This window comes from Streptomyces himalayensis subsp. himalayensis (genome assembly GCF_013778455.1).
Lineage (GTDB): Bacteria > Actinomycetota > Actinomycetes > Streptomycetales > Streptomycetaceae > Streptomyces > Streptomyces himalayensis.
Map to the genome: position 1 here is coordinate 30,745 of NZ_JACEHE010000019.1, position 13,084 is coordinate 43,828.

Below are 13,084 nucleotides of genomic sequence, written 5' to 3' on the forward strand. Positions count from 1 at the left end.
TTGTGCGGCTTTCTCACCGAGGACCCGCGATCCCAGCCGCGGCCGCCTGACGTCACGCCGCCCAGGCCACCTCACACGTTCGGGGGCGCCCCCTCGATCGGGCGTCCGAGACTGCCCGGGGCCATTCCCTCGGGGACCGGGCGCCGCTGCCACGGGAGGGGGCCGGTGGCCGGGCGGTAGCCGACGCCGAGGGCGTCAAGTCGCCGGTAGTGGTCGGTCATCCGCCGCTCGAAGTCCGCGAAGTCACGCTCGGCCGGGGCGGGCAGGCGGGACCACACGGCCTCGGCGAAGGCGGCCAGGCGCGGGAAGGTCTGGTAGTCCACGCGCGCGTGGTTCTCCATCACCTCGGTCCAGACGTTGGCCTGGGCGCCGAGGACGTGCCGTGCCTCGTCGGGTCCGAGCTGCGGCGGTACGGGGTCGAAGCGGTAGACGTCCTCCAGGGTGCGTACGTATCCGATGGGCATCGGTTCGTCGTCGCCGCCGTGCTGGCGGTGGTCCAGGTAGACCTGCTGCTCGGGGCACATGACGACGTCGTGGCCCGCGCGCGCGGCCGTGATGCCGCCCTGGTAGCCGCGCCACGACGACACCGCCGCTCCCGGCGCCAGGCCGCCCTCCAGAATCTCGTCCCAGCCGATGAGGCGCCTCCCGCGCGCGGCGAGCCAGTTGTCGAAGTGCCGGATGAACCACGACTGCAGGTCCTCCTCGTCGGCGAGCCCCAGCTCCTTGATGCGGGCCTGCGCGACCGGCGACCGCTTCCACTGGCCCTTGAGGCACTCGTCGCCGCCGACGTGGACGAACGTCGACGGGAAGAGGTCCAGGACCTCCTCGAAGACCCCCTCGTAGAAGCGGAGGGTGGTGTCAGTGGGGGCCAGTACGTTGGCGGAGATGCCCCAGGTGTCCCAGACGGAGAGGGAGGCGGTGTCGATGACGTCGGAGTTGCCGAGTTCTGGATACGCGGCGATGGCGGCCTGCGAGTGGCCCGGGATGTCGATTTCGGGGACGACGGTGATATGCCGCTCGGCGGCGTACGCGACGATCTCCCGGATGTCGTCCTGCGTGTAGTAGCCGCCGTGCGGCTTCTCCTCCCACAGCGGTGAGGCGCGGTGACCGATCTTCGTGCGCGCGCGCCACGATCCGATCTCGGTCAGCCTCGGGTGACGCTTGATCTCGATGCGCCAGCCCTGGTCGTCGGTGAGGTGGAAGTGGAAGACGTTCAGCTTGTGCGCGGCGAGCAGGTCGAGATAGCGCAGGACGCCGTCCTTGGGCATGAAGTGCCGCGCGACATCGAGCATGAGACCGCGCCAGGCGAAGCGCGGGCTGTCCTCGATGCGGGTCACCGGCAGCCGCCACTCGCGTCCGGGAAGCGGGGCACGGCGGTACGCGTCGGGTCCGAGCAGCTGCCTGAGCGTCTGGGCACCCCAGAAGAGCCCGGCGGGACCGCCGCCCACCAGGTCCACGGTTTCGCGCAGGATCGTCAGGCGGTAGCCCTCCTCGCCCAGTTCCTCGGTGACCGCCGGGTCGACGGAAAGCCAGATGGCGTTGTCGACCGAGCCCGGTGCCAGCGGAAATCCGGTGGCGGCCCCGAGCGTGGAGCGCAGCCACCGCTCGGTGAGTTCCGTCCCCTCGCCCGCAGCCAGCCGGGTTTCGGGGCCGAGCACGAAGAAGTCGTCGCCGTGGCCGGACACATGGCTGGGCGCGGGAATCAGATCCATTGCGGATGCTCCTGAATCCATGCGGATACTCCTGTGGGATGTCATCAGTCCTTCACCGCTCCGCCGAGGCCCGACACGAGCCGCCGCTGTACGAGTACGAAGAAGACGAGTACCGGAATGGTCATCACCGTGGACGCCGCCATGATCCCGCCCCAGTCGTTCTCGTCGGGCTTGAAGAAGACGAGCAGGGCCATGGGCAGCGTCGACTGCGAAGTGTCGCTGATGATGAAGGACTTGGCGAAGAGGAAGTCGTTCCAGGTCGAGATGAACGAGAAGACGCTGGTCGCGACGAGCCCGGGGAAGACAAGCGGGAAAAGGATCTGCCAGAGGAACCGGGTGCGGCTCGCTCCGTCGATGTACGCGGCTTCCTCGAGCGCTTCCGGAACGGCCTTCACAAAACCGCGCAGCATCCAGATCGCGAACGGCAGCGAGAAGGCGATGTGCGGCAGGATCAGCGAGCCCAGCGTGTTGAGCTGCCCGAAGTCCCGCATGAGGAAGAACAGAGGGATCGTCAGCGCCTCGACGGGCACCATCTGGGCGATCAGAAACATGATCAGCAGTGTGGTGCGGAAACGGAAGCGGAATCGCGTGACCGCCGTGGCCGCGAGAAAGGCGATCAGCGCGGAGACGATGACCACGGTCACCGCGACGACCACGCTGTTGAGGAAGTACCGGCCGAATTCCTGCTGCCCGAAGACGCGCCGGAAGGAATCCAGGGACGGGTCCAGCGTCCACGGCCGGGGCCGGGTCGACTCGATCTCACCAGCCGGTTTGAAGGCGCTGAGCACCATCCAGTACAGCGGAAAGGCCACGACCACGGCGATGAGCAGCGCCGACGCCTCGGCCGCAAGCCGCCAGGGCCGCCGCACCGCGCCCCGTACGAAACCGGTCATGCTCACAGTTCCTCCCCCTGACGCCGCAGCAGCCGCAGATAGACCAGCGTGATCGCCAGCAGGATCAGCAGCATCACGACGCCGATCGCCGAGCCGAGGCTGTACTGCGACGACGCGAACGCCTTCTGGTACGCGTACACGTTCAGGACCAGGTTCTGGCCGGCGATTCCGCCGCCGTTCGTCATCACGTAGATCTGCGTGAAGACCTTGAAGTCCCAGATGACCGACTGAATGGTGACGACCGTGAGGATCGGCCGCAGCATGGGCGCGAGCACGGAGCGCCAGATGCGCCACTGCGATGCGCCGTCCAGCGCGGCAGCCTCGAGGACCTCCTCCGGTACGGCCTTGATGCCGGCGTAGACAGTCACCATCACGAACGGGAAGGAGCACCACACCACTTCGAGCAGGACGAGGGCGAAGGCGCTGTAGCGGCCGTACGTCCACGAGAAGTCGCCGAGCCCGAACACCTTGTTGACCGGGCCGAAGTCCGGGTCGAAGAGGAACATCCACACCGTCGAACCGGTGATCGCAGGAGTCGCCCAGGCGCCCAGCGCGGCCAGCATCAGGGCGAGCCGCGGCACGGCCCGTACCCGCGTGAGCAGCACGGCGAGGGCGCAGCCGACGGCCAGCGTCGAGACGACGCAGGCGGCGGCGAACAGCACCGTGGCGAGGAGCACCTGCCAGAACTGGTCGTCCGCGAACAGCGTCGCGTAGTTGCCGAAGCCCTGGAAGGTCGTCGGCTCACCGCCGCTGACCTGGGCCTGCGTGTACTCCAGGAAGGAGATCAGGCCGAGCTGGTAGACGGGGTAGACAAGCAGTGCGGCGAGGACGACGAGGGCAGGGGCGAGATAGAGCCAGGGGGTCCAGCGGCCGCCCCGGCGGGCGGACTTGCGGGGTGCGGCCGGACCGACCGCCGTGGTCACGGAGACCACGACGGCCGGCTCGGCAGTGGCGTTCTGCGTCATCGGCTCAGCCCACGGACGCGAACGCGTCGTCCATCTTCTTCGCCGCGTCGCCCGAGGCCGTCGCGACGTCCTTACGGCCGGTGATGACCTCCTGGAACATGTTCGGCAGCACCAGGGACGCGTCGATCCCCGCCCAGGCGGGCGAGGCGGGGACGAACTTGGTACCTGCGCCGAGCGTCTTGATGAAGGGCGCGACGAAAGGTTCCTTCTGTGCAACGGCGTCGCGCACGTCGGTGTAGGTCGGCAGGAAGCCCATCGCGTCGAAGAGCTTCTCCTGGGTCTCCTTGCTCGCCAGCTGCTCCATCAGATCGACCGCGAGCGTGCGATGCGACGTGCTCTTCAGGACACCGAGGTTGTTGCCGCCCGCGAAGGCCGGCGCGGTCTCACCCGCCCTGACGCCCGGCAGCGGCACGACCGCGTACTTGCCCTTGACCTTGCCGGCCTCGACCGCCTCGTGGTTGAAGTCGCCGCCGATGGCCATGGCGGCCTTCCCGGAGGCGAAAGCGGTCACGACGTCGTTACCGGTCATGGCCGCACACTTGGCAGCAGGACAGTTGTCGTCGCCGAAGAGCGAGGCGTAGGCCTTGATGCCCTTCTGGGCCTCGGCGCTGTCGATGGCGGCCTCATAGGTGCCGCCCTTCTCCACGGCCAGCTCACCGCCATTGGCCCATACGAAGGGCATCGCGGCGTACGTGGACGTGCCGCCCACCGCCATCCCGTACAGGTCCGGCTTCGCCTTGTGGATCTTCTTGGCGGTGGCCGCCAACTCCTCCTGGGTCTTCGGGACTTCGAGCCCCATCTCCTTGAAGACGTCGGTCCGGTAGTAGAGGGCCCGGACGCCGACGAAGAACGGCGCTCCATAGACCTTGCCGTCGACCGTCACGGACTGCTTGGCGGTCGGGTCGGTGTCCTTCGCCTCGGCCCAGGCGCCGAACTCCTTGGTGATATCGGCGAGTCCGCCGTCGTGGACGTAGCCGGCGGTGTCCGTGTTGCCGTACTCGACGACATCGGGGGCGCTCTTCGGGTCGTTGAAGGCGGCCTTCATCTTCTGCGCGCGGGTCTCGACGGGGATGTACTCGACGGTGACCTTCGTGCCCTCGTGGGCCTTTTCGAAAGCGTCGACGGCGGCGTCGACGACCTTCTGCTTCGGCGCGTTGTTGACTTCCTGGAAGAGCCAGACGCGCAGCGTGCCGCTCTTCTCGTCCTTGGTCGAGCTGGCGTCGGAGGTCCCCGGGGCGCACGCGGTGGCGGTGAGCCCGGCGAGGACAAGTGCCGCCACGGAGGCGGTCATTCGGGCAGAGGCAGGGAGCTTCATCGGACATCCTCCGAAGGTGTTGCAGCATATGCAATAGCGGTTTCGCTATGTACAACACAACGGAGGCTAGAGAGTCCATGAACATGACCACAAGTGGTCTCAACCACTCTGTGACCACCGGAAGCACTCCGTGCAACGCGCGGGCAGCACAGAGGCCCCGGAGGCGCGGAGAGTCGCGCATCCGGGGCCTGCGGCCGGACCGGCACAGCGGCGGGGGGTCGGGCGTCGGCTACACCCCCGTGTACGACAAAGCCGTGGCGCCCCGCACCGGGGAGCCACGGCCATGCTCGGTCGACGCGCCGTACCGCAGTGGAGACGGCTCGCGCGTCACGCGGACTACAGGGACGTTACTTGTCGCCGCCCTTGCCCTTGTCCTTGTCCCCGCCGCCGGCGCCCATGGATTCGTAGATCTCCTTGCACATGGGGCACACGGGGTACTTCTTCGGGTCACGCCCTGGCACCCACACCTTGCCGCAGAGCGCGACGACGGGCGTGCCGTCGAGGGCGCTCGCCATGATCTTGTCCTTCTGGACGTAATGGGCGAAGCGCTCGTGGTCGCCGTCACCGTGCGACGTCTGTGGCGTCGGCTCTACGAGGGTCCCCGTACCTGTTCCGCGCTCGCGCTCGGGCTCAAGAGTGCTCATAAGCCCCCAGGGTACTGAAGCGCGCCGGGATCAGTTGAGCGACGGGTCGTCCGGATAGGTGGCCACCATGGCGAGCTCGCTGCGCTGGCGCCGCAGCACCTCGCGCCAGAGCCGCTCCGGCGCCGGGGACGACACGTCGCCGGGCTCCGACTCGACCACGTACCACGCGCCCTCCGCCAGTTCGGCCTCCAGCTGACCGGGGCCCCATCCTGCATAGCCCGCGAAGATACGGAGCGAGCCGAGCACGGACGCGAGCAGCTCCGGCGGTGCCTCCAGGTCCACCAGTCCGATCGCACCGTGCACCCTGCGCCAGCCCAGCGGCGCCCGATCCCCCGTCGCGCCGCCGGGGATCACCGCGATGCCGAGCGCCGAGTCGAGCGAGACCGGCCCGCCCTGGAACACGACGCCCGGCTCCCCCGCGAGATCGCCCCAGCCCTCGAGGATGTCGCCGACGTCCACCGGGGTCGGCCGGTTGAGGACGACGCCGAGCGAGCCCTCCTCGTCGTGGTCGAGGAGGAGCACCACCGCGCGGTCGAAGTTCGGGTCCGCCAGGGCGGGGGTGGCCACGAGCAGCCGCCCTGTGAGCGAGGACACCTCGGTCATGGCAGACATGATCCCGCATCTTCCCCGCATGGGGACACCCAATGCCCTTACCCGAGTGAATACGGCAACGAAGGGAAGGTGTGCCCTGGTGGGGCCCCATCGAGGGCGGCGGCGGGAGACGGACGGGCAGACCGAAGGAGCGTGAGAGCACACGTGTGAGGCGGTGACCAGGTGTCCACGATCGGGCACGTTTCGTGTTGTGGCGAACTCATGACCTCTCTGTGGCCCCCTTGGGCTTACGGAAGGGGGGTAGGCGGCCATTACGCTTGCTCCTCGGCCCTGCCCCCTTCACTCGGAACGCGAGATTCATGACGGTCACTGACGATGTCCTGCTTGTTCACGGCGGAACCCCGCTGGAGGGCGAGATCCGCGTCCGCGGCGCGAAGAACCTCGTGCCGAAGGCCATGGTCGCCGCACTGCTCGGCAGCGCTCCGAGCCGGCTGCGCAATGTCCCCGACATCCGCGACGTCCGTGTCGTACGCGGTCTGCTGCAGCTGCACGGTGTGACCGTCCGCCCCGGCGAGGAACCGGGCGAACTGGTGATGGACCCGTCGCACGTCGAGAGCGCGAACGTCGCGGACATCGACGCGCACGCGGGCTCCTCGCGCATCCCGATCCTGTTCTGCGGTCCGCTGCTGCACCGCCTCGGGCATGCGTTCATCCCGGGCCTGGGCGGCTGCGACATCGGCGGCCGGCCGATCGACTTCCACTTCGAGGTGCTGCGGCAGTTCGGCGCCCGGATCGAGAAGCGTGCGGACGGGCAGTACCTGGAGGCGCCGCAGCGGCTGCGCGGCACCAAGATCCGGCTGCCGTACCCGTCCGTGGGCGCGACCGAGCAGGTGCTGCTGACCGCCGTCCTCGCCGAGGGCGTCACCGAGCTGTCCAACGCCGCGGTGGAGCCGGAGATCGAGGACCTGATCTGCGTCCTGCAGAAAATGGGCGCGATCATCGCGATGGACACCGACCGGACGATCCGTATCACCGGCGTCGACAAGCTCGGCGGCTACACGCACCGCGCGCTCCCCGACCGCCTGGAGGCCGCCTCCTGGGCGTCCGCCGCGCTCGCGACCGAGGGCAACATCTACGTCCACGGCGCCCAGCAGCGCTCGATGATGACGTTCCTGAACACCTACCGGAAGGTGGGCGGCGCCTTCGAGATCGACGACGAGGGCATCCGCTTCTGGCACCCGGGCGGCACGCTGAACGCCATCGCGCTGGAGACGGACGTGCACCCCGGCTTCCAGACCGACTGGCAGCAGCCGCTGGTCGTCGCGCTCACGCAGGCCACCGGCCTGTCGATCATCCACGAGACGGTGTACGAGTCCCGCCTCGGCTTCACGTCCGCGCTGAACCAGATGGGCGCGCACATCCAGCTCTACCGCGAGTGCCTCGGCGGCTCCGACTGCCGGTTCGGCCAGCGCAACTTCCTTCACTCCGCGGTCGTTTCGGGCCCCACGAAGCTGCAGGGCGCCGACCTGGTCATCCCCGACCTGCGCGGCGGCTTCTCGTACCTGATCGCCGCCCTGGCGGCCCAGGGCACGTCCCGCGTCCACGGCATCGGCCTGATCAACCGCGGCTACGAGAACTTCATGGAGAAGCTGGTGGAACTGGGCGCGAAGGTGGAGCTGCCGGGCAGCACGCTCTAGAACCGGCGCCGCGCCGCTGTGGGTCGGCGCCCCGCGCCGCTGTGGGTCGGCGCCCCGCGCCGCTGTGGGCGGCACGGGTCGGCGCCCCGCGCCGCTGTGGGCAGTCGTGCCTCCCCCAGTGACTCATGGGCCTGGGAGGTACCCCCAGGGCGATGGGGGTCCCCCTGCTCTGGGGGCACCTCCCAGCGTTAGCTGGAGGGGGAAGCCGAGAGCTTCGGGGAGGGTGGGCACAGCGGCGCCCCGCGCGGCGGGCCACCCGGCTTGTGCGGCGCGCGGCAGCCGCAACCGCCCGCACCCCGCAGGAGCGCAAGCGAAAGGGCGGCTACCCCGAGGGGGTAGCCGCCCTTTCGCATGGGCTCACTGGCCCTTGGCGGCTTCCTTGAGCTTGGAGCCCGCGGACACCTTCACGCTGTAGCCGGCCGGGATGTTGATCGGCTCGCCGGTCTGCGGGTTGCGCGCGGTGCGAGCGGCACGGTGCGTGCGCTCGAAGGTGAGGAAGCCGGGGATGGTGACCTTCTCGTCGCCCTTGGCAACAACCTCGCCGACCGTCTCGGCGAACGCGGCCAGCACCGCGTCGGCGTCCTTGCGAGTCACCTCGGCGCGGTCGGCCAGCGCGGCCACCAGCTCACTGCGGTTCATTTTTGTACTCCCGTGTTCTTCTTGCCGTTGAGGCGTGCCACGCGGCGGAGCCGCATGTGTGATGCGGCGAAGCCGATGCTGCCAGGGTCCTCGGTCGGTCCCCGGACCCGGGTCCGTAGCCAGACCCTCGCGCCCAGAGACGCATCCTGCCCCCACCTGCGGCGGGAAAGCCAATCCGGCACCCCTGGGAGTCACACGAAAAGCGCCACTGCCTCGAATTGATGACGCTCCGTCCACTCCCGACAGCGGACCGCAGGGCTCAGGCTGGCTGCCCGCCACCCTAGAGGGAGGCCTCAAGCCCCGCGTTCCACGACGCGCCGACTCTAATACCCCGGACTGACAACGCCCGGCCACCGGCCCGTCAGGCGGTGGTGTTACCCGTCACAGCGACCCCGGCGGCCTTCGCGGCGTCCCGCACCGCTCCGGCGACCGCGCCCGCGACCTTGTCGTTGAAGACGCTCGGGATGATGTAGTTCGGGTTGAGCTCGTCCTCGGTGACGACGTTCGCGAGTGCGGTGGCGGCGGCCAGCATCATCTCCGTGTTGACCGTACGCGACTGCGCATCGAGCAGACCGCGGAAGACACCCGGGAACACCAGCACGTTGTTGATCTGGTTCGGGAAGTCCGAGCGGCCGGTGGCCACAACTGCCGCCGTCTGACGGGCGATCGCGGGCTCGACCTCCGGGTCCGGGTTCGCGAGCGCGAACACGATGGCGTCGTCGGCCATGGCGGCCACGTCGTCGCCGTCGAGCACGTTCGGCGCCGAGACACCGATGAACACGTCGGCCTCGCGCACCGCTTCCTTCAGCGTGCCGGTGACGCCCTCGGGGTTGGTGTTGTCCGCGATCCAGCGCAGCGGCGAGTCCGCGGCCGCGTCGACGAGGTCCGGTCGCCCGGCGTGCACCACGCCGTGGATGTCGGCCACGACGGCGTGCTTGACGCCCGCGGCGATCAGCAGCTTGAGGATGGCCGTACCGGCCGCGCCGGCGCCGGACATGACCACGCGCACGTCCTCGATCGCCTTGCCGACCACGCGAAGCGCGTTGGTCAGCGCGGCGAGTACGACGATCGCGGTGCCGTGCTGGTCGTCGTGGAAGACGGGGATGTCGAGGGCCTCGCGCAGGCGCGCCTCGATCTCGAAGCAGCGGGGTGCGGAGATGTCCTCGAGGTTGATGCCGGCGAAGCCGGGGGCGATGGCCTTGACGATCTCGACGATGGCGTCGGTGTCCTGGGTGTCGAGGCAGAGCGGCCAGGCGTCGATGCCGGCGAAGCGCTTGAAGAGGGCCGCCTTGCCCTCCATCACGGGCAGCGCGGCCTTGGGTCCGATGTTGCCGAGGCCCAGCACGGCCGAGCCGTCCGTCACGACCGCAACGGAGTTTCGCTTGATAGTGAGGCGGCGGGCGTCCTCGGGGTTCTCGGCGATCGCCATGCACACACGGGCCACGCCGGGCGTGTAGACCATGGAGAGGTCGTCACGGTTGCGGATGGGGTGCTTGGACGCCATCTCGATCTTGCCGCCGAGGTGCATCAGGAACGTACGGTCGGAGACCTTGCCCAGGACGACACCCTCGATGGTGCGCAGCTTGCCGACGATCTCGTCGGCGTGCGCGGTGGAGGTCGCGGCGATGGTGACGTCGATACGGAGCTTCTCGTGCCCGGAAGCGGTGACGTCGAGGCCGGTGACCGAGCCTCCGGAGGACTCCACGGCCGTGGTGAGCTGGGACACCGCGGTTCCGCTCGCGGGCACCTCCAGCCGGACCGTCATCGAGTAGGAGACGCTGGGCGCCGTTGCCATGGCCGACTTCCTCTGCTTTCCCTTTGTGTCGCGTGTGTCGCGTGCGCCCGCCGCGAGTCCACGGCCAGCGTCATCCGATGGTGTCACCTACCGCCGAGTACGCGGTAGCCGCCCCGGATTGCGAACGTTTTGTTCTCGCACCGCTCGTTCCGACGGCGCAATGAAAAAGGGCAAAGCCAGACAAAGAGGTCCGCGCCTCCTGATGGCGCGGACCTCTCGAACGTTCAGTGACACCGACCCGCCATGCTCGCCTCGCGGCAAGTGGTCGCTCGAAGCGACGAAGGTTGGGCCCGGGGGCTTGGATCGAGCCGGTGCCACGTCAACGGTAACAAACGATCCCCCTAAGGCAATTCCCGTACCGCCTATCAGTCCCGACAGCATGTCCGGATCAGTCCCTGAGCAGGTGCCGATCAGTCCCTGAGCAGGTGCCGATCAGTCCCCGAGCAGGTGCCGATCAGTCCCCGAGCAGGTGCCGATCAGTCCCTGAGCAGGTCCGGCGTCCCGGCCGCGTCCGGCTCGTCCCGTTCCGCCGAGACGATGGTGAGCTGCTGCGTCGCGCGGGTCAGAGCGACGTACAGCACACGCAGTCCGGCGGGCGACTCGTCGGCGATCTCCGCAGGTGAGACGACCACCGTCGCGTCGTACTCCAGTCCCTTCGCCTCCAGGCTGCCGAGCGCCACCACGCGCTCGCCGAGCCCGGCGAGCCAGCGGGCGGCCTCCTCGCGGCGGTTCATCGCGACGACGACGCCGACGGTGCCGTCGACCTGTTCCAGCAGGCGGCGGGCCTCCTCCCGCACCGTCTCCGCCATCCCCTCGCCGTGTACGACGGCGAAGCGGGGCCGTACGCCCGTCGAGCGGACCGCGGACGGCGATGGGGAACCCGGCATGGCGAGGGCCAGTACGCGGGCCGCCAGCTCGGCGATCTCGGACGGGTTGCGGTAGTTCACGGTGAGCGTGAAGCGGCGGCGGGGCCGCGTGCCGAGGGCCTCGTCGCGGGCCTCGGCGGCCTCGTCCGGGTCGGACCAGGAGGACTGGGCGGGGTCGCCGACGATCGTCCAGGTGGCGTGCCGTCCGCGGCGGCCGATCATGCGCCACTGCATGGGGGTGAGGTCCTGGGCTTCGTCGACGATGACGTGGGCGTACTCGGTGCGTTCCTGGGCCAGCCGCTCCGCGCGCTCGCGCGAGGACTCCTCGCGGACCGGCATGAGCTCCTCCAGGCCCGTGAGCTGCTCGAGCGGGTCGAGTTCGCGCTTCTTGCGAGGCCGATAGGGGGTCCCGAGGATCGCCTGGAGCTCGTCGAGCAGGGCCACGTCGTGGACGGAGAGCGCGTCGCGCCGCAGTGACCGGGCGACCCTGCGCACATCGCCCGGGTTCAGCTCGCGGCGCGCCCACCGGCCGAGGAGCTTCTCGTCGCCCATCGCCGAGAGGACACCGCGCGGGGTGAGCTCGGGCCACCAGGCGTCCAGGAACGCGATGAAGTCGTCCTCGGAGGTGATGTCCTCGTCGAAGGAGGAGCGCAGCTCGGCGGCGAGCTCCGGGTCGGTGTGCCGGGATCCGGCCCCCGACTGCTCCCACAGGGCGTCGAGCAGCAGCTTGCGGGCGCGGGGGCGGAGCAGGTTGACGGGCGCCGTGCCGCCGAGAGCCGTCCGGCGGATCCGCTGGAGCGCCTCGCCCTCCAGCTCGAGCCTGCGTCCGAAGGCGACGACCCGCAGCCGGTTGGGCGGGCCGACGGGCGCCGCAGGACGGCCCGGGGTGTGGCCGGCCGGACCGAGCTCCAGTGCGCCCCGCGCCGCCTTCCGCAGCACCCGCAGCATGCGCGAGGAGCCCTTCACGCGGGCCACCGACGGGGAGTCGTAGACCGTGGCCTCGGCGCCGTCGACCAGCGAGCCGACCGCGCGGATCGCCACCTGGCCCTCCTCGCCGAGGGACGGCAGGACGCCTTCCGTGTACGCCACGAGCAGCGGCGTCGGCGAGACGATCAGGATGCCGCCCGCGTACCGGCGCCGGTCCTGGTAGAGCAGATAGGCGGCGCGGTGCAGGGCCACCGCCGTCTTGCCGGTGCCCGGACCGCCCTCGACGTACGTCACGGAGGCGGCGGGCGCCCGGATCACCAGGTCCTGCTCGGCCTGGATGGAGGCCACGATGTCCCGCATCGTGTGGGTGCGGGCCTGGCCGAGCGCGGCCATCAGCGCGCCGTCGCCGACCACCGGCAGTTGCCGGCCGTCCAGGTAGGCCGTGAGCTCGGGGCGCATGAGGTCGTCCTCGACGCCGAGGACCTTGCGGCCCTTGGAACGGATGACACGTCGGCGGACCACCCGGCCGGGGTCGACGGGCGTGGAGCGGTAGAAGGGCGCGGCGGCCGGGGCGCGCCAGTCGATGACCAGCGGCGAGTAGTCGGCGTCGAGCACACCGATGCGGCCGATGTGCAGCGTCTCGGCGATGTCTGCCGTGTTGTCGGTCCGCACGGAGCCCTCGGCCGGCTCGACCGCTGTGTACGCGCCGTCGGGACCCTTCTTGCCGTCCTTGCCGGTCAGCAGATCGATACGGCCGAAGAGGAAGTCCTCGAACTCGTTGTTGAGCCGGTTGAGGTGGATTCCGGCACGGAAGACCTGCGCGTCCCGCTCGGCGAGCGCGCCGGGCGTGCCGACGTGACCGCGCTTGGCGGCGTCGTGCATCAGGAACTCGGCCTCGTGGATCTTCTCTTCGAGACGCTGGTACACGCGGTCCAGATGTTCCTGTTCGACGCTGATCTCGCTGTCGCGTACGGAATCGACAGCGGTATCTGCAGCCGAATCGACGGCTTCCTGCGCGGCCACCGGAGGCCCCCTTCTGACGTGCTGGGCAGCCGTCCACCGTACGCGAAAGGGGGCCT

The 13,084-nt window shown here is 69.6% G+C and carries 10 protein-coding genes; 1 reads left to right on the forward strand and 9 read right to left on the reverse strand.

The genetic code is table 11. The annotated features are described in order from the left end of the window. Window positions 1–71: 71 nt before the first annotated feature. The 6 genes from H1D24_RS27485 to H1D24_RS27510 all read right to left on the reverse strand — a co-directional run bounded on the left by H1D24_RS27485 (window position 72) and on the right by H1D24_RS27510 (window position 6,132). Window positions 72–1,712, reverse strand: a complete 1,641-nt coding sequence (locus H1D24_RS27485) for a beta-N-acetylhexosaminidase (RefSeq protein ID WP_181660400.1) — start codon at window positions 1,710–1,712, stop codon at window positions 72–74. A 44-nt stretch (window positions 1,713–1,756) separates the two neighbouring features. Beyond that, window positions 1,757–2,605, reverse strand: coding sequence for a carbohydrate ABC transporter permease (locus H1D24_RS27490; RefSeq protein WP_181660401.1), 849 nt, complete (start codon window positions 2,603–2,605; stop codon window positions 1,757–1,759). Between the two features lie 2 nt (window positions 2,606–2,607). Next, window positions 2,608–3,570: a carbohydrate ABC transporter permease gene (locus H1D24_RS27495; RefSeq protein ID WP_181660402.1), complete on the reverse strand. Its 963-nt coding sequence runs from the start codon at window positions 3,568–3,570 to the stop codon at window positions 2,608–2,610. A 4-nt stretch (window positions 3,571–3,574) separates the two neighbouring features. Then, complete coding sequence (locus H1D24_RS27500; RefSeq protein WP_181660403.1) at window positions 3,575–4,885, reverse strand: extracellular solute-binding protein; 1,311 nt, start codon at window positions 4,883–4,885, stop codon at window positions 3,575–3,577. A 347-nt stretch (window positions 4,886–5,232) separates the two neighbouring features. Further along, on the reverse strand, window positions 5,233–5,529 hold the full coding sequence (locus H1D24_RS27505) for a DUF3039 domain-containing protein (RefSeq protein ID WP_181660404.1): 297 nt from the start codon (window positions 5,527–5,529) through the stop codon (window positions 5,233–5,235). A 30-nt stretch (window positions 5,530–5,559) separates the two neighbouring features. Beyond that, on the reverse strand, window positions 5,560–6,132 hold the full coding sequence (locus tag H1D24_RS27510; protein WP_181660493.1) for a YqgE/AlgH family protein: 573 nt from the start codon (window positions 6,130–6,132) through the stop codon (window positions 5,560–5,562). A gap of 308 nt (window positions 6,133–6,440) precedes the next feature. Between H1D24_RS27510 and murA the strand changes: the two genes are divergently transcribed. After that, a complete protein-coding gene (gene murA / locus H1D24_RS27515; RefSeq protein WP_181660405.1) occupies window positions 6,441–7,778 on the forward strand; it encodes a UDP-N-acetylglucosamine 1-carboxyvinyltransferase in 1,338 nt (445 codons plus the stop codon). A gap of 357 nt (window positions 7,779–8,135) precedes the next feature. Here the strand turns inward: murA and H1D24_RS27520 are convergent, their stop codons facing one another. From H1D24_RS27520 to H1D24_RS27530, 3 genes are all read right to left on the reverse strand, one after another. Beyond that, window positions 8,136–8,417 (reverse strand): HU family DNA-binding protein, encoded by a 282-nt coding sequence (locus H1D24_RS27520; protein WP_067273695.1) that lies wholly within the window; start codon window positions 8,415–8,417, stop codon window positions 8,136–8,138. Between the two features lie 361 nt (window positions 8,418–8,778). Beyond that, window positions 8,779–10,212: an NAD-dependent malic enzyme gene (locus H1D24_RS27525; protein ID WP_181660406.1), complete on the reverse strand. Its 1,434-nt coding sequence runs from the start codon at window positions 10,210–10,212 to the stop codon at window positions 8,779–8,781. A 476-nt stretch (window positions 10,213–10,688) separates the two neighbouring features. After that, the gene (locus tag H1D24_RS27530; protein ID WP_309484460.1) at window positions 10,689–13,028 is read right to left on the reverse strand and encodes a HelD family protein; all 2,340 of its coding nucleotides are present in this window, start codon (window positions 13,026–13,028) and stop codon (window positions 10,689–10,691) included. Window positions 13,029–13,084 lie beyond the last annotated feature (56 nt).